We start from the raw sequence: 19,667 nt of genomic DNA, 5'->3' as shown, positions 1-19,667 counted from the left end.
ATGAACACTGTGCTACCGCTCACGGCGGCTCAGCAAGGGGTGTGGACCGCCCAGCGCCTCGCCCCCGACAGCCCCCAGTACACCTGCGGCATCTACTACGACGTCTCCGGCCCCGTGGACCGCGCCCTGCTGACCCGCGCTGTCGAGCAGGCCGTGGCCGAGACCGAGGCCCTGCGGGTCCGCTTCCACGAGGACGGGGAAGCGAACCGGGAAACGGTTCGCCAGACGGTCGACCCGTCCGTCACGGGGGAGTTGGGGTACCTCGACCTCAGCGGCGAGTCCGACCCGGCCGGCGCCGCCCGCGTCTGGATCGACGCCGACCAGGCCCGGCCCGTCCCGCTCACGGGCGATCGGCTGTTCCGCCACACCCTGCTGCGCCTCGGCCTCGACCGGTACTGGTTCCATTTCCGCTACCACCACATCCTCCTCGACGGCTACGGACAGGTCCTGCACTGCCGCCGAGTGCTGGAGGTCTACACGGCCCTCGGGGCGGGTGAGCGGCCGCCCGCGAGCGGCTTCGGCACCCTGAGCGAGATCCTGGCCGAGGAGGACGCCTACCTCGGCTCTGCCCGCCACGAGCGTGACGGTGCCTACTGGCAGCGGGAGTTCGCGGACCTGCCCGAGTCCACCGAGTTGGGCTCCGGAGCCACGGGACTCGCACCCAGCCTGCCCGGCGCGAATCTCCGACTGCCCGAGGACACCACCCTGCGCATCCGCGGCCTCACCGGGTCCCGCTGGTCCCTGCCGGTGATCGCCGCCATGGCCGCCCACACCCACCGCGTCACCGGCGCCCACGACGTCCTCGTCCGCGTGTTCATGGCCGCCCGCCTCAGCCCACACGCCCTGGCGACACCCGCCATGCTCGTCAACGACGTCCCGCTGCGCATCCCCGTCGACGGAGCGACAACCTTCACCGAACTGCTCGACCGGGTCGCCGCCCGACTGGCCGAGGCGACCCGCCACCAGCGCTACCCGCACGACGAACTCCGCCGCGACCTCGCCGCCACCGCCCACCCGGGCACCCTGAACGGCCCCTCCCTGAACGTCCTCTCCTTCGCCTCGGCCCGCCTGCCCTTCGGGCCCGTCCGGGCCGAGGCACACCAGCTGGCCTCCGGCCCGGTCCGCGACCTCGCCCTGCACGCGTACGGCGACCCCGAGGCCGGCGACGGCATCGAGCTCACCGTCAACGCCCACCCCGGCCGCTTGACCCCCGAGACGGCCGCCGCCCACCGCGACCGCTACGCCCGTCTCCTCACCGCCGCCACCGAGCACCCCGAGCTGCCCATCGGCGCCCTCGATCTGCTCGCTGACACGGAACGGGAGCGCTTCCGCGCCCACAACGCCACCGACCGTGTGACCGACCCGCGCTCGCTGGTGGAGCTGTTCGAGGCGCAGGACCCGGCCGCCGAGGCCGTCGTCTTCGAGGGCGAGCGGCTGACATACGGCGAACTGGGCGCCCGCGTGAACCGTCTCGCGCACGCCCTGCGCGGGCGGGGCATGGGCCCGGAGTCGCGGGTGGCCGTGAAGCTGCCGCGCTCGGCGGACCTGATCGTCGCGCTGTGGGCGGTACTCAAGACCGGCGCCGCGTACGTGCCTGTCGAGTCCGGCTACCCTGCCGAGCGAATCGCCTACGTCCTCGCCGACTCCCGTACGTCCTTCGTCATCGACGAGGTGAACGTACGGACCCTCGGCGAGGGTGAGCCCGAGACCGGCCCCGGCGTCGCCCTGCGGGGGGACCACGCCGCGTACATCATCCACACCTCGGGCACCACCGGCCGTCCCAAGGGGACGGTCGTCACCCATGCCGGCATCAGCAACATGCTGGCCTGGATGCAGGACGAGTACCGGCTGACCCCGGCGGACCGGGTCGTGCACAAGACGCCGGTCGGGTTCGACGTGTCGGTGTGGGAGGTCTTCTGGACCCTCACCCGCGGCGCGACCCTCGTCGTCGCCCGGCCCGACGGCCACCGCGACCCTGCCTACCTCGCCCGCCTGGTCCGCGACGAGCGAGTGACCGTCATCCACTTCGTTCCGGCGATGCTCGGCCCGTTCCTCGACGAGTACGTACCCGTCGACTCGCTGCGCATGGTCAGCTGCGGCGGCGAGGCTCTGCCCGCCGGGCTCGCCGAGCGCTTCCACCGCGAGTGCGGTGCGCGGCTGCACAACTCCTACGGTCCCACCGAGTTCTCGGTGACCGCGACCTCCCACGCCTGCGTCCCCGGAGTGCCCGTCACGATCGGCACCCCCACCCACAACTCCCGCGCCTACGTCCTCGACCCCGCCCTCCATCCCGTCCCGGACGGCGTCACCGGCGAGCTGTACCTCGCGGGCGTCCAGCTCGCCCGCGGCTACTTCGACTGCCCCGGTCCGACCGCCGAGCGGTTCGTCGCCGACCCCCACGGCCCAGCCGGCACCCGTATGTACCGCACCGGCGACCTGGTGCGCCGACGGGCCGACGGAGACCTGGAGTTCGTCGGACGCGCCGACGACCAGATCAAGATCAACGGTCAGCGGGTCGAACCGGCCGAGGTCGAGGCCGTGCTGGCCGCGGTGCCCGGCGTCGAACAGGCCGTGGTCCTCGTCCACGACTCGGCGGCGGGCGCCCGGCAGCTCGTCGGCTATGTGACCGGCACTCCGCAGACCGACCCCCGGACCCACCTGGCGACCCAGCTGCCCGCCCACATGGTGCCGGTCGACGTCCACGTCCTGACGTCGATCCCGGTCACCCCCAACGGCAAGATCGACCGTCGCGTCCTGCCCGCGCCGGCCGAGTCGGTCAGCGGACGCGCGCCCGGCACCACCGCCGAGCACATCCTGCACGGCCTCGCCGCCGACCTGCTGAACCGCCCCGAACTGGGCGTGGACGACGACCTGTTCGCCCTCGGCGCGGACAGTATCCACGCCATCCAGCTCGTCAGCCGCGCCCGCCGCCAGGGCCTCCACCTCACCCCGCAGGACGTCTTCGACCACCCGACCGTGGCCCGCCTCGCCAGCGCGGCGACCACGGCACAGGCGCCCGCGCCTGTCGAGGACGATCCGGTCGGCGAGCTCCCCGATACACCGATGGCCCGGCGCCTCGCCGAACGCGGCGGCCCCACCGCCGGGTACGCCCAGTCCCTCCTCCTCACCGCCGAGCCCGGCCTGTCGTACGACCGCCTCCGCGCGGCCCTGCAACGCGTCCTCGACCGCCACGACGCCCTGCGCATGCGAGGCCGGCACATCCGGCCCGTGGGCGCCGTACGGGCCGAGGACTGCCTGACCCGCGCCCAGGACGAGGACGTGGCCGCGCACAAGGAGGCCGCCCGCCGGACACTGTCGCCAGAGGACGGCGCAATGGTCCGGGCGGTGTGGTTCGAGTCCGGCCGACTGCTGCTCGTACTCCACCACTTGGTGGTGGACGGCGTGTCCTGGCGCATCCTGCTGACCGACCTCGCCGAGGCCCTCGCGGACGGCGACCTGTCCCCGGCCGGAACCTCCCTGCGCCGCTGGGCCGCCCACCTCCAGGCTCCCGACGACGAACTCCCGCTGTGGACCGACCTGTTGTCCACCCCGGAACCCGTCCTCGGCGCCCGCCGCCTAGACCCGACCCAGGACATCCACGGCACCGCCCGCTCGATCACCGTCACCGTCCCGACGGACCTCACCGACGCCCTGCTGACCACGCTGCCGGCCGCCTATCGGGCCACACCGGACGACATCCTCCTCGCCGCGCTTTCGACCGCCGTACAGCGCCACCGGGGCGAGGGGCCGGTTCTGGTCGACCTGGAGGGCCACGGCCGTGACCATCTCCCGGACGGCATGGACCTGTCCACCACCGTAGGCTGGTTCACCCGCATCCACCCGGTCCGCCTCGCCGCCGGCACAGAGACCGGCCCCGCCCTGCTCAAGCGCACCAAGGAGGAGCTGCGCGCCGTCCCGCACGGCGGCCGCGGCCACGACCTGCTCCGTGACCGCCTCACCGGTCTGCCCGCACCCCAGATCTCCTTCAACTACCTGGGCCGCCTGGACGCGACCGACCTCGGGGGCTGGCGCCTGGCCGGCGACGCGACGGCCGTGGAACTCCTCGCCGACGACGGCCTCGCGCTCACCCACGCCCTCCAGATCGACGCCCACGTCCGCGACGGCGAGCTCACCGCCGAGTGGACCTACCCGCCGGGCGTCCTCACGGAGACCGAGGTCCGTACGATCGCCGAGGCATGGACCACGGCCCTCGCCGAACTCGCCGTCCACACGCGAGGCGGCCTCACCGTCTCCGACGTACCCCTCGTCCGGATCACCCAGGAGGAACTGGACCGTTTCCGCGGCGCCATCGACGTGCTGCCGCTGTCCCCACTCCAGGAGGGCCTGCTCTTCCTCGCGCTGTACGAGCCCGACGATCCGTACGTCGGCCAGCTCGTCCTGGAGATCGACGGCGGCTTCGACACCGAGCGGATGAGGAACGCCGCCACCGCGCTGCTGCACCGCCACCCCAACCTGCGCGCCGCCTTCCGCAGCCGCTCGGCCGGCGCCCCCGTCCAGGTCGTCCCCGCCGACGTCAAGGTGCCGTGGGAAGAGCGCGACGAGGACGACGTGGAGGCGTTCCTCGTCCGCGACCGGGCGCGCGGCTTCAGCGTCGTACGGCCGCCCCTGCTGCGGTTCACCGCGCTCGGGAACCGGCTCGTCCTTACCCACCATCACCTGCTGCTGGACGGCTGGTCCCTGCCGCTGCTGGTGCGTGAGCTGTTCAGCTTGTACGGCGGCGCCGACCTGCCTCCGGCCGCCCCGTACCGGGACTACCTGGCCTGGCAGCGCGGGCAGGACCACGAGGCCTGCGCCGAGGGATGGGGCGAACACCTCGCCGGTCTGACCGCACCCACCCTGCTGGCTCCCGCCGACCGCGCCCGCGACGGCCACGACGTCCACGAACTCGTTCTGCCCGAGGCGCTGACCGAAGCCCTGTCGGCGACCGCCCGTGCGCACCGGCTCACCCTCAACACCGTCGTACAGGGCTTGTGGGCCCTGCTGCTGAGCGGCTTCACCGACCGTGCCGACGTCGTGTTCGGCGCGACCGTCTCCGGGCGCCCGCCCAAGCTGCCCGGCGCGGAGTCGATGGTCGGGCTGTTCGTGAACACCCTGCCGGTCCGTGTGCGGATCGACCCCGACGAACCCCTGTCCGTGCTGCTGGCCCGGGTCCAGCACGAGCAGCGTTCGCTCGACGCCCACCAGCACGCCTCCCTGGCGGAGCTGACGCGCGCGTCCGGCGTCGACGTGCTGTTCGACACCATCGTCGCCTTCGAGAACTACCCGGTGGACGACGGCATCGAGGCGGGCGGACTGCGCCTGGCCCATGCCGACCTCGTCGAGCGCACCCACTATCCGGTCAGTCTGTCCGTCTTCCCCGGCGAGCGACTGCGGCTGAGGTTCTGTTACCTCGCCGGCGCCTTCGACGCGTCGGCCGTCGCACGCATCGCCGACCACCTCGCCGAACTGCTCGCCAGCGCGGCCGCCGACCTCGAAGTGGCGGTCGGTGAGTTGACCTCCGTGAGTGAGGAGGACCGGCTGCTGGTCACCGGCGTCCGCACGGCCGACGCACCCGCGCAGACCGCGGCCGCCACCGTCACGGGCGGCGATCCGTGTTCGCCCGAGGAGCAGAAGCTGTGCGCCATCGTCGCCGACGTGCTCGGCGTCGAACGGGTCGGCGTGCACGACGAGTTCTTCGCGCTCGGCGGCACCTCGATCCTGATGATCCGCCTCGTCCACCGCGTCCGCGACGAGTTCGGCGTCGACCTGTCCCTGCGGGACGTCTTCGCCGGACCGACCGTCGCCGGCGTCGCCGAACGGCTGACCCGGCTGGCCCCGCAGGCCAAGCGCATCACGGCCGAGGAGCGGCCCGTCCGCGTCCCGCTGTCGTTCGCCCAGGAACGCATGTGGTTCCTCCAGAAGCTCCAGGGCGCCTCGGGGACGTACAACATCCCCATCCAGGTCCGCCTCGCCGGCCCGCTCGACGCGGATGCCCTCGGCGCCGGGCTCGCCGACCTGGTTGCCCGCCACGAGGCGCTGCGCACCCTGTACCCGGAGGACGCCGACGGCCCGCACCAGACCGTCCTGCCCCCGGACACCGGCTTCACCATGGAAGTCGTACGGGACGCGGGCCCCGTCCCCGACCTGGCCGCCTCCGCCGCCCGCCCCTTCGACCTGACCCGGGACCTGCCCCTGCGGGCCACGCTCTACCCGACCGGACCGGACACCCACGTCCTGCTGCTCGTGGTGCACCACATCGCCACCGACGGAGCCTCGCTGCGCCCGCTCACCGAGGACCTGTCCGCCGCCTACCGGGCCCGGCTCGACGGGGGCGCGCCCCGGTTCCCCGAACTCACCGTCCAGTATCCGGACTTCGCGATCTGGCAGCGCGAGACGCTCGCCGCGGACCTGCCGCGCCAGATCGACTACTGGAAGGAGCGCCTCGACGGACTCCCGCCGGAGGTCACCTTCCCCGGCGACCGGCCCCGCCCGGCCGTGGCCACCCACCGCGGCGACCACGTGGAGTTCCCCGTCGACGCGGAGCTCTACCAGCGGATGCTGGACCTGGCCGGCCGCACCCGCACGACCCCGTTCATGATCCTCCAGGCCGCCGTGTCCCTGCTGCTGACGCGGCTCGGCGCGGGCGAGGACATCCCGCTCGGCGGTGTGATCGCCGACCGGCCCGACTCGGTGCTCGACGACGTGGTCGGCGTCTTCATCAACACCCTCGTCTACCGGATGGACTCCTCGGGCGACCCGACCTTCGAGGATCTGCTGGTCCGCGTCCGTGAGACGGGCCTGGCCGCGTACGCCCACCAGGGCGTGCCGTTCGAGCGCCTGGTGGAGGAGCTCAACCCGGAGCGCTCCCGCTCCCGGCACGCCTTCTTCCAGGTCATGCTGGCCTGGCTCGACCTCACCGAGGCCCGCTTCGACCTGCCCAGTGTCAGTGCCGACCCCGGCCCGGTCACCAGCGGCACCGCCAAGTTCGACGTGCACTTCGACTGCCACGTCCACGAGGACGGCGGGCTGCTGTGCCGCCTCGAGTACGCCACCGACCTGTACGACCGCCGTACGGCACAGGGCTTCGCGAGCCGCTTCGTACGCGTCCTGGAGGGCGTCACCGCCGATCCCGGACAGCGGCTGTCCCAGGTGGACGTGCTCGGCGCCGACGACCGTGCCCTGGCGCTGCACGGCTGGAACGACACCGCTGTGGCGTTCGACGGCGAGGGTTCGGCGGTCGAGCTGTTCGAGGCGCACGCGCTGCGGGACCCGGATGCCGAGGCGATCCTCTTCGAGGGCGACCGGGTCACGTACGGCGAGTTCAACGCCCGGGTGAACCGGCTCGCACACGCCCTGCGCGCGCGGGGCGTCGGACCCGAGTCACGGGTCGCCGTGATGCTGCCGCGCTCGGTCGACCTGATGGTGGCCCTGTGGGCGGTGATCAAGGCGGGCGCCGCGTACGTGCCGATCGACACCGGCTACCCGGCCGACCGCATCGCGTACATCCTCGACGACTCCGGCGCCCGGCTGCTGATCTCCGACCGGGACGCCGAAGGCTTCGAGCGCATCGCACCCGACGCCGAGGGGCCCGCGGAGAACCCCGGGGTGACGGCCCACGGCGACAACGCCGCGTACGTCATCTACACCTCGGGCTCCACTGGCCGGCCCAAGGGCACGGTCAACACGTACACGGGCATGTCGAACCGGCTGTGGTGGATGCAGCGCGACCACCGACTCGCAAGGGGCGAGCGGGTGCTGCAGTCCACCCCGGTCAGCTTCGACGTGTCGGTGTGGGAGGTCTTCTGGACCCTGATGTACGGCGGCACCCTCGTCGTGGCCCGGCCCGACGGCCACCGCGACCCGCTCTACCTGCAGCGGCTGATGCGCGAGGAGTCCGTCGGCGTCGTCCACCTCAGCGCGTCCATGCTCGGCGCCTACCTGGCCGAGACCCGGCTGCCGAACTCCGTGCGCCTGGTCGTCTCCGGAGACGAGGCCCTGCCCGCCGAACTGGTCCGCCGCTTTCACGACGACTCCGGCGCCGTGCTGCTCAACGCCTACGGTCCGACCGAGGCCGCCGTCGATGTCACCGCCTGGGCCGCGCCGCCCGGCACCGAGACCGTGCTGATCGGCGGCCCCGTCGCCAACACCCGCGCGTACGTCCTCGACGCGACACTGGCGCCGGTCGCCGCCGGCGTCCCCGGCGAGCTGTACGTCGAGGGCGTCCAGCTCGCCCGCGGCTACCTCGACCGGCCCGCCCTGACCGCCGAACGGTTCGTCGCGAGTCCCTACGGCCCGCCCGGATCCCGTATGTACCGCACGGGTGACGTGGCCCGCTGGACCGCGGACGGCGAGCTGGAGTACCTGGGCCGGGCCGACAACCAGGTCAAGCTGCGCGGCTTCCGGGTCGAACTCGGCGAGATAGAGGACGCCCTCGCCGACCATCCGTCCGTCACCCAGGCCGCCGCGGCCGTCCACGGCCAGTGGCTCGTCGGCTATGTCGTGCTCGCCGACCCGAGCGCCCCGCTCGACGCCGCTGACGATATCCGCGACCGGCTCGCCGCCCGGCTGCCCGAGTACATGGTCCCGGCCCAGATCGTCCCCCTGGCGGAGCTGCCGCTCACGCCGAACGGCAAGCTCGACCGGGGGGCCCTGCCGGTCCCGGACCTCGCCCACACCGGAGGGCGAGCGCCGCGCACCCCGCAGGAGGAGATCCTGTGCGGTCTGTTCGCCGAGGTGCTCGGCGTGCCCGAGGTGTCCATCGACGACGACTTCTTCTCGCTCGGCGGCCACTCCCTGCTGGCCACCCGGCTGGCCGGCCGCATCCGCGCCGCCCTCGACGTCGACATCGAACTGTCGGTGCTGTTCGAGGCGACGACCGTGGCGAGGCTCGCGGGCAGGCTCGCCGGGAGCGGACTGCCCCGCACCGGCATCACGGCCCAGCCGCGCGAGGGGCGCCTGCCGCTGTCGTACGCCCAGGAACGGCTGTGGTTCCTGCACCGCTTCGAAGGCCCGTCCCCGACGTACAACCTGCCCGTCGCGCTACGTCTCACAGGCGACCTCGACGTGGCCGCGCTCACCGCCGCTTTGGACGACCTGGCGGGGCGGCACGAGACCCTGCGCACGGTCTTCGCCGAGGACGGACACGGCGCCCACCAGGTCGTGCTTGCGTCCGTACCGCCGCTGAGCGTCGTGAGCGTCGACGAGGACGGGCTCACCGCACGACTGGCCGAGACCGTCCGCACCCCGTTCGACCTCACCGCCCAACCCCCGCTGCGGGCCACCCTGTTCGACCTCGGCGGCAGCGAGTACCTGCTGCTCCTCGTCCTGCACCACATCGCCGGCGACGGCGCCTCCATGGCCCCGCTCGCCCGTGACCTCGCCACCGCCTACGCGGCCCGGACCCAGAGCGAGAAGCCCGACTGGGCGCAACTGCCCGTCCAGTATGCCGACTTCGCGGTGTGGCAGCGGCACATCCTGGGGGCGGCCGACGACCCGGAGAGCGTCCTTTCCCGGCAGCTCGACCACTGGCGTGCCGCGCTCGCCGGGGTGCCCGAGCAGCTGGAGCTGCCCTTCGACAGGCCCCGGCCCGCCGTCCCCACCCACCGCGGCGACACGGTGCCCTTCGCCGTCGGACCCGAGGTCCACGAGGCCCTGGTGCGGCTCGCCCGTGAGCACCACACGACCGTGTTCATGGTCGTGCACGCCGCCCTGGCCACCCTGCTGCACCGGCTGGGCGCGGGTGACGACATCGTCATCGGCTCGCCCGTCGCCAACCGCGCGGACGACGTCCTGGCACCCCTGGTCGGCTACTTCGCCAACAACCTCGTCCTGCGCACCGACCTCACCGGTGACCCCGACTTCACCGAGGTGCTGCGCCGGGTGCGGGCCGCCGACCTGGCCGCCTACGCCCACCAGGACGTGCCGTTCGAGCGGATCGTGGAAGCGGTCAACCCGGTGCGTTCCACCGCCCGGCACCCCCTGTTCCAGACCGGCCTGAACTTCAACAACGCCGACCAGCAGACGGCCCTCGACCTCGCCGTCGAACTGCCCGGACTGTCGGCACGCGTGCAGCCGATCGCCTCGCCGGCCGCCAAGTTCGACCTGTCGTTCTTCCTCACCGAGCGGCCCGAGGGCGGGGTGAGCGGACTCCTGGAGTTCGCCACCGACCTGTTCGACCGCGACTCGGCCGCGCGGATCGCGGAGCGCTTCACCCGGCTGCTCGCCGACGTCGTCGCCGAACCCGGCCGTCCCGTGGGGGAGTTCGACGTCGTGGACGCGAACGAGCGGCGCCTGCTGCTCACCGACTGGAACGCCACCGGCCACGAGGTGCCGACGCAGACCCTCACCGACCTGATCGAAGCCCAGGTGGCCCGAACACCGGACGCCCCCGCCGTCGTCTTCGGCACCACCGAGCTGTCCTACGCCGAACTCGACGCCCGAGCCGGCCGGCTGGCCCGGCACCTGACCGCCCTCGGCGCCGGTCCCGAGCGGTACGTCGCCGTACTGATGCCGGTCTGCGAGGACATCCCGGTGACCCTGCTGGCCGCCCTGAAGACGGGAGCCGGCTACCTGCCGCTGGACCCGGCGCACCCGGCCGACCGGCTCGCCTTCATGCTGGAGGACATCGCAGCGGTCGCGGTCGTCACGACGGCCGAACTTGCCGATGAAGTACGTCTGTTGACCGATGCACCGGTCGTCCTGACGGACGATCCGACGCTCGCCGAACAGTCGTCCGTCCCTTTCGCCGGAGTGGTCCGTCGGCCCGAGCACGCCGCGTTCGTCATCTTCACCTCGGGCTCGACCGGGCGTCCCAAGGCGGTCGTCGTCGAACACCGCTCACTCGTCGCCTACCTGGCGTGGGCGACGTCCGAGTACGCCAGCCTGCGCCGTCGTGTCCTGGTGCACTCGCCGGTCTCCTTCGACCTCACCGCCACCGGCATGTTCGGCCCGCTGATCTCCGGCGGCACCGTGGAACTGGTCCGCTGGACTTCGAGCGGCCCCGACCCGGACGCCCACGTCACCCGGCCCGACTTCGTCAAGGCCACCCCCAGCCATCTGCACCTGCTCGGCGCGGTGCCCGAGGAGTACTCGCCGACCGGCGAGCTCGTCCTGGGCGGCGAGTCGCTGCTCGGCGACATCCTGGACACCTGGCGCGCCCGGCACCCCGGGGTGACCGTGCTCAACGAGTACGGCCCGACCGAGACGACCGTCGGCTGCAGCCTGTTCCGCATCGGGCCCGGCGACGCCGTGCCGCCGGGGGTGATCACCATCGGCACCCCGGCCTGGAACACCCGGATGTACGTACTCGACGCCCTGCTCCGCCCGGCCCCGGTCGGCACCGCGGGCGAGCTGTACGTCGCCGGAGACCTGGTCACCCGCGGTTACCACGGCCGCCCCGGCCTGACCGCCGGACGCTTCGTCGCCGACCCCTACGGCCCGCCCGGGTCGCGGATGTACCGCACGGGTGACGTGGCGCGCTGGACGGCGGCCGGGCGGCTGGAGTTCGTCAGCCGCGTCGACGACCAGGTGAAGATACGTGGCTTCCGCATCGAACTCGGCGAGGTGGAGGCGGTGCTGACCGCCCAGCCGGGCATCACCGGCGCGGCCGTGGTGGTGCGCGAGGACCAGCCCGGCGACAAGCGGCTCGTCGCCTACGTGGTGCCGGAGCCCGGTGTTCGGGCCGAACCCGCGGCTTTGCGGGCCGCTGCCGCGGGAGCCTTGCCCGACTACATGGTCCCGGCCGCCTTCGTGTCGCTGGAGAGCCTGCCGTTCACGCCGAACGGCAAGATCGACCGTAGGGCCCTGCCCGCGCCGGACCACACCGAAGGGCAGCCCGGCAAGGCCCCGGCCGACGGCATCGAGCGGCAGGTGGCGGACCTCTTCGCCGCCGTCCTCGGCGTGAGCGAGGTCGGCACCGAGGACAACTTCTTCCGGCTCGGCGGGCACTCCCTGCTCGTTGCCCAGCTGGTCAACCGGGTCCGGACCGACCTCGGCGCCGAGCTGTCCATCCGGGACGTCTTCGACCGGCCAACCGTCTCCGGGATCGCCGGCCTGCTGGCCACACGCACCGCGCAGAGCGAACGGCCCGCACTGGTCCGGCGCGAACGGCCGGCGCGGCTGCCGCTGTCGGCGGCACAGCGCCGTATGTGGTTCCTCGACCGGCTTGAGGGCCCGTCGCAGACGTACACCATCCCGGTCGTGCTCCACCTGACCGGCCCCCTCGACACCGACGCCCTGCGCGCCGCCTTCGGGGACCTGGCCCGGCGCCACGAGGTGCTGCGGACCGTGATCGCGGAGGATGCCGAGGGCCCGCACCAGGTCGTCACCGACGGCGAACCACCCTTCGCGGTCGTGCCCTGCGAGCCGTCCGGCTTCGCCGACGCGGTCGCGAGCGCCACCCGGGTCCCCTTCGCCCTGGACCGCGACCTCCCGGTGCGCGCCGTGCTGTTCAGCGACGGCGAGCGGAAGCACGCCCTGCTGCTGCTCATCCACCACATCGCGGGCGACGGCGCCTCCATGCGCCTCCTCGCCGACGGCCTGTCCACGGCCTACTCGGCCCGCCTCGACGGGCAGGCGCCCGACTGGTCGCCGCTGCCCGTCCAGTACGCCGACTACGCGCTGTGGCAGCAAGAACTCCCGGGCGGCCAGCTCGATTTCTGGACGGCCGAGCTGGCCGGGCTCCCCGAGCAGACCGAGCTGCCCACCGACCGGCCCCGGCCCGCGGCGATGTCGTACCGAGGCGGCACCGTCTCCTTCACCGTCCCCGCCGCCCTGCGGGAGAAGGCCGAGCGCCTGGGGCGCGAGCGGGACGCCAGCGCCTTCATGGTGGCGCACACCACCCTCGTCACCCTTCTGGCCCGTCTCGGCGCAGGAGACGACATCGTCGTCGGCAGCCCCGTCGAGGGCCGCCCGGACAGCGCCCTCAACGACCTCGTCGGGCTCTTCGCCAACACGCTGGTGCTGCGCGCCGACGCCTCCGGCAACCCGGCCTTCGCCGAACTGCTCGACCGGGTGCGGTCGGCCGACGTGGCGGCGTACGCGCACGCCGAAGTGCCGTTCGAGCAGCTGGTGGAGGAGCTGAACCCGCAGCGGTCCCGCTCCAGGCACCCGGTGTTCCAGGTCATGCTGACGTTCAATCAGGAAAGCACGCCCCCCACCCTGCCCGGCCTCGCGGTCACCCTGGCCGACGCGCCCGGCGACCGGGCCAAGTTCGACCTGTCGTTCACGCTGGCACCGAGCCCGGCGGGCGGCTGGGACGGCACCGTCGAATACGCCGCCGACCTGTTCGACCGGGCGACCGCCGAGCACGTGGCCGCGTGGTACACGCGTCTGCTGGACGCCGCCGTCGCCGACCCCCAACGCCCGATCCACGCCCTCGACCTGCTGACCGGCGCCGAACGAGACAACCTGCTCGTCCGGCGGCAGGGCGACACCGCGGGCGGCACGGACCGTACGCTGCCGGACCTGTTCGAGGCGCAGGTCGCCCGGACCCCCGACGCCGTCGCGGCCGTCTCCGACGGCACGACCCTGACGTACGACGAACTGAACCGCAGGGCCAACCGGCTCGCCCGGCACCTGGAGGCGCTCGGCGCCGGCCCGGAAAAGGCCGTCGCCGTCGTCCTGCCGCGGCGCGTCGACACCCTCGTCGTGCTGCTCGCCGTCCTGAAGGCGGGGGCTGCCTATCTGCCGATCGACCCGGCCAACCCGGCCGCCCGCGTCGACAGCCTGGCCTCCGACGCGGGCGCCCACCTGGTCGTCACCGAGAGCCTGCTCGCCGGCTGGGCGCCCGCTCTGGCCGCGTACGCCGACGGGGACCCGGGTGTGCCGGTGCACCCCCGGCAGGCCGCGTACCTGATCTACACCTCCGGCTCGACGGGCCGCCCCAAGGGCGTCGTCGTCGAACACGCTGCTCTGGCCGCCTATCTGAGCCGGGCCGCCGAGCTGTACCCGGCGGCCTCCGGCGAGGCTCTGGTGCACTCCTCGCTCACCTTCGACATGCCGGTCACCACGCTGTTCGCGCCGCTGATCAGCGGCGGCCGGGTCCGGTTCGGCGACCTCGACGAGCACACCGACCGGCCGGACCTGCTCAAGGTCACCCCCAGTCATCTGAAGCTGCTGGAGACCCTGCCGGACCGGACCTCCGACGCCCGCAACCTGGTCATCGGCGGCGAGGCACTCGACGGTGAGCTGCTGCAGCGCTGGCGTGACCGGCACCCGGACGCCGTGGTCGTCAACGAGTACGGGCCGACCGAGGCGACCGTGGGCTGCGTCGTCCACGTAATCACCCCGGGCGACCACCTCGCCTCCGGCCCCGTGCCCATCGGACGACCCGTCGCGGGTGCCCGGGTGTATGTGCTGGACCGGTACCTGCGGCCCGTCCCCGACGGGGTGTGGGGCGAGCTGTACCTCGCGGGACCCCAGCTGGCCCGGGGCTACGCGGGCCGGGCTGGGCAGGGCGCCGAGCGGTTCGTGGCCGACCCGTTCGGTCCGGCGGGCAGCCGGATGTACCGGGTGGGTGACCGGGCCCGCTGGGGCCACGCCGGCGTGCTGGAGTTCGCCGGACGGGTCGACGACCAGGTCAAGATCCGCGGCTACCGCGTCGAACCCGGCGAGATCGAGGCCGCGTTGACCGCCCTCGACGAGGTCACCGCCGCGGCGGTGATCGCCCGCGAGGACCGGCCGGGCGACCTGCGGCTCGTCGCGTACGTCGTCCCCGCCGCGCGGCCGCTGCGCGTCGAGGTGGTCCGCACGGCGCTGGCGGACTCGCTGCCCGCGTATCTCGTCCCGTCGGCTTTCGTCGAGCTCGATGGGATCCCGCTGACCGCCAACGGAAAGCTGGACCGCGGGGCCCTGCCCGCACCGGAGTCCGGGCACGAGGGGGGACGCGGACCGCGCACCCCGCGCGAGGAGGTTCTGTGCGGGCTGTTCGCCGAGGTGCTCGGCGTGCCCGAGGTGTCGGTCGACGACGACTTCTTCGCGCTCGGCGGCCACTCCCTGCTGGCCACGGTGCTGGTGAACCGCGTCCGCACGGCACTGGGGGCCGGCGTCGAGTTGCGGCAGATCTTCGACGCCCCGACCGTCGCCGCGCTCGCCGAGGCGCTGCCGCCGGACAGCCCGTACGAGCCGCTCGTCGCCCAGCCGCGACCGGACCGGCTGCCGCTGTCCTTCGCCCAGGAACGGCTGTGGTTCCTGCACGCCCTCAACGGGCCGTCCGCCACCTACAACGTTCCCGTGGCGGTCCGCCTGACCGGCGACCTGGACGTGGCCGCGCTGCGTGCCGCGCTCGGTGATGTGATCGCGCGGCACGAGGTCCTGAGGACGGTGTTCGCCGACGACGCGGAGGGTCCGCGTCAGGTCGTCCTGCCGCTCGAGCAGGCCCGGCCGGAGCTGACCGTCGTGCGGACGACGCGCGACACCCTGGCCGCCGCGGTGGCCGAGGCCGCGCACCACACGTTCGACCTCTCCACCACGCCCCCCTTCCGAGCCTCGGTGTTCCGGCTGTCGGCCGAGGAATCGGTGTTCCTGCTGCTGATGCACCACATCGCCACCGACGCGGTGTCGATGGCGCCGCTGGCACGTGATCTGTCCGAGGCCTATGCGGCGCGGCTCGCCGGCCGGCGGCCCGGCTGGGCGCCACTGCCCGTGCAGTACGCCGACTACGCGCTGTGGCAGCGGCGGACGCTGGGCGACGCGCAGGCGGACGACACGCCGGCCGGCCGGCAGCTGGCGTTCTGGAAGGAGACGCTGGCCGGGGCCCCGGAGGAGCTGGAGCTGCTCTTCGACCGGCCCCGTCCGCTCTCCCCGGCACAGGGAGGTTCGGCGGTCGGGCTGGAGATCTCACCCGAGCTGCACCGGCGGCTGGCCGAGGTGGCCCGGCGGTGTGGTACCACGGTCTTCATGGTCGTGCAGGCCGGACTCGGAGTGCTGTTCACCAGGCTCGGAGCGGGCACCGACCTGCCGATCGGCACGCCGGTCGCCGGCCGCACCGACGAGGCACTGGAAGACCTGGTCGGGTTCTTCGTCAACACCCTGGTCCTGCGGGTGGACACCTCGGGCGACCCGCGTTTCACCGAACTGCTGGAGCGGGTCCGGCGCACGGACGTGGAGGCGTACGCGCACCAGGACCTGCCGTTCGAGCGGCTGGTGGAGGCGCTGAACCCGTCCCGGTCGCCGGCGCGGCATCCGCTGTTCCAGGTGATGCTGTCATTCCACAACCAGGCCGGGGCCACGCCGGCCCTGCCGGGGCTGGGCGTGGAGGCGGCCGAGGTCGCGTTCGCTTCGGCCAAGTTCGACCTGTCGTTCAACCTGACGGAGCGGGTCGGGACGGACGGTGCGTTCGGCGGCATGGCGGGCGAGATCCAGTACGCGACTGCGCTGTTCGACGCGACGACCGTCGCGCACCTGGCCGAGCGGTTCGTGCGGGTCCTGGAACAGGCTGTCGCCGAGCCGGACACCCCGGTCGGCGCGTTCGACGTGCTGCTGCCCGGCGAACGCGCTCTGGTCCTGGAGGAATGGAACGACACCGCCGCGCCGGACGCGGGGCCGTCGCTGGTGGAACTGTTCGAGGCGCAAGCAGCCCGGACCCCGGACGCCGAGGCCGTCGTCTTCGAACGCGAGCGCCTCACCTACGGGGAGCTGAACGCGCGGGTGAACCGGCTGGCGCGGGCACTGCGCCGCCGGGGCGCGGGCCCCGAAACGCGGGTGGCGGTGCTGCTGCCGCGCTCGACGGACCTCATCGTGGCGCTGTGGGCGGTGATCAAGGCAGGCGCCGCCTACGTCCCCGTCGACCCCGGCCACCCGGCCGAGCGGATCGCCTACACCCTCACCGACTCCGGCGCGGGGCTGCTGATCTCCGACCGGGACGTCGAGGGATTCGAGCGGATCGGTCCCGGCGCCGGGACCGACGAAGTGCCGGACAACCCCGCGGTCGCCGTCCACGGTGACAACGCGGCCTACCTCATGTACACGTCGGGCTCCAGCGGCCGGCCCAAAGGCACCGTCGTCACCCGGGCCGGAATCGGCAACACCCTCGCCTGGATGCAGACCGACCACCACCTCACCCCTGACGACCGGGTGGTGCACAAGGCGCCGATCGGGTTCGACGTGTCGGTGCGGGAGATCTTCTGGCCCCTCACCCGCGGCGCGACCCTCGTCGTGGCCCGCCCGGACGGCCACCGCGACCCGGCCTACGTCGCCCGGCTGGTCCACGAAGAACGCGTCACCGTCATCTGCTTCGTGCCGGCCCTGCTCGGCCCGTTCCTGGACGAGTACCGGCCCACCGAGTCGCTGAGTCTGGTGCTGTGCGGCGGCGAGGCACTGCCCGCCGCCCTGGCCGCCCGCTTCCACCGCGAGTGCGGCGCCCGGCTCGTCAACTCCTACGGCCCGACCGAGTTCTCGGTGACCGCGACCTCCTGGACCTGCGTTGCCGGCGAACCCGTGCGGATCGGCAGGCCCGGCGCCAGCACCCGCGCCTTCGTGCTGGACGCGTGGCTGTCTCCGGTGGCGCCGGGAGTGGCGGGCGAGTTGTACCTCGCGGGCGTCCAGACAGCGCGTGGCTATGCCTCCCGGCCCGGGCTGACCGCCGAGCGTTTCGTCGCCGACCCCTACGGACCGCCCGGATCCCGGATGTACCGGACCGGGGACATCGTGCGCCGGGCGCCGGACGGGGAGCTGGAGTTCCTCGGCCGCGCCGACGACCAGGTCAAGATCCGGGGCTACCGGATCGAGCCCGGCGAGATCGAGACCGCGCTGACCGCGCTCGACGGCGTGGCCCGAGCTGCCGTGATCGCCCGCGAGGACCGTCCGGGCGACCAGCGGCTGGTGGCATACGTCGTCACCGAAACACCGCCGGCGGTCGATGAGTTGAAGGACCGGCTCACCGCCGTCCTCCCCGCCCACCTCGTACCGTCCGCGTTCGTCGCGGTCGACGCGATACCGCTGAACGCCAACGGCAAGCTCGACCGCAGGGCACTGCCCGCCCCGCCGGACACCGCCGCCGGCACCGGCCGGGCGCCGCGGACCGAACGGGAGGCCGTGTTGTGCGGGCTGTTCGCCGAGGTGCTGGGGGTGCCCGAGGTCTCCGCCGACGACGACTTCTTCGCGCTGGGCGGTCACTCCCTGCTCGCCACCCGTCTGGCCGGCCGGATCGGTGAGACGCTGGCGATCCGCTTCAGCCTGTCGGCGCTCCTCGAAGCACCCACCCCGGCGGGACTGGCCCGTCACCTCACAGAGGGCGGCCCGCACGCCGCGTCGTGGGTGCCGGACTCGGAAGCCGAGCTGAGTCCCGCCCTGCGCTTCACGTCCGACACATCCCCCGCCGGCCCACCCGACGTGCCGCACGCCGACCCGCATGCCGGCGGTCCCCGGGAGATTCTGCTGACCGGGGCCACGGGGTTCGTCGGAGCCTTCCTCCTGGCCGAGTTGCTGCACCGGACATCGGCGCGGGTGCACTGCCTGGTCCGTGCGCGGACCGACACCGAGGCGGCCGAGCGGCTGACCGGGGTCATGCGGCGCTACGGCATCGGCCTCGGGCCCACGCCGGACGAAACGCGGCTGAATGTCGTCCGGGGGGACCTGGCGGCAGTGGACCTCGGCCTCGACCCCTCGGACTGGGCCGGGCTGCGCGAGCGGGTCGACACGATCGTGCACAGCGGCGCACACGTCCATCACCTCTCGTCGTACGACCGGCTGAAACCGGCCAACGTGGAGGGCACCCGGACCCTGCTGCGCCTCGCCGCCGAAGGCCGGCCGAAGGCGTTCCACCACCTCTCCACCCTCGGTGTGTTCGGGCTCGGCCAGGACTCCCGGCTGGTCAGGGAGGATTCACCGATCGACGGTGAGAAACACCCGTTCGGCAACGGGTACGCGGCGAGTAAATGGGTCGCGGACCGGCTGGTGGCGCGTGCCTTCGAGCGGGGGGCCGCCGGTGGCATCCACCGGCTTGGCCGTATCTGGGCACACACCTCGACCGGTGCCGTCAGTCCGGACGACATGTTCTCCCGGCTGCTCACCAGTTGCGCCGCGCTCGGCTGCTATCCGACCGGACCGGAGCTAGACGAAGAACTGCTTCCCGTCGATGTCCTGGCCCGCGCCGTCGTGGGGCTGGTCCTGACCGGGATCGGCACCACCCGTGTGCACCACCTCCACCACCCGCGCAAGGTCGGAGCCGCTGCCTTCATGAGCGGGTACGACCGGATGCACGGGACGGTGAGTGAAGCGGTCCCGCTCACCGTGTGGCTGCACCGTCTGCGGCGCGCGAGCGAACGTGGACAGGACCTGCCGATCCTGCCCTACCAGGCGTATCTCGAAGAGCACGCGAGGAAGGCGCCGGACCCACAGCAGCCGAGCCTGAAGTTCGAGAACGACAGGACGCTTCAGCGACTGCGGGACCTGGCGGTCACGATCCCGGACATCGACGAGGTCGCGATCTCCCGCTACTGGGACTTCGTCGAACGGTGAGGCGAGCCGTGCGGACCGGCCTCGGTGGCCCGGCTGCCTCCGAGCGCCCCTTCCCCTTCGATGCGACGAACGCGACGAACAGCGCCACGGCGCGTTCGGCGCCACCGAGGCTCGGCCTGCCGCCCTCCACATCGACCTGATGACCGGCTACGCCGACCGGACCTGTAGCTCAACTCCCCTACACGGGAGGCGAAGCGCCTCCCGGCTCC

The 19,667-nt window shown here is 73.0% G+C and carries 1 protein-coding gene; it reads left to right on the top strand.

Features of this window, described 5'->3' with window-relative positions:
- The gene (locus HDC93_RS18370) at positions 1–19,458 is read left to right on the top strand and encodes a non-ribosomal peptide synthase/polyketide synthase (RefSeq protein WP_185011979.1); all 19,458 of its coding nucleotides are present in this window, start codon (positions 1–3) and stop codon (positions 19,456–19,458) included.
- Positions 19,459–19,667 lie beyond the last annotated feature (209 nt).

The organism is Streptomyces sp. AK010, from assembly GCF_014207295.1.
Taxonomy (GTDB): domain Bacteria; phylum Actinomycetota; class Actinomycetes; order Streptomycetales; family Streptomycetaceae; genus Streptomyces; species Streptomyces massasporeus.
Note: the sequence above shows the minus strand (reverse complement) of the source record. Positions and strands in the feature narration are given on the sequence as shown.

Excerpts from the sequence above, each read along its gene's own strand:
- HDC93_RS18370 (WP_185011979.1), top strand. The coding sequence starts at position 1 with ATGAACACTGTGCTACCGCTCACGGCGGCTCAGCAAGGGGTGTGGACC.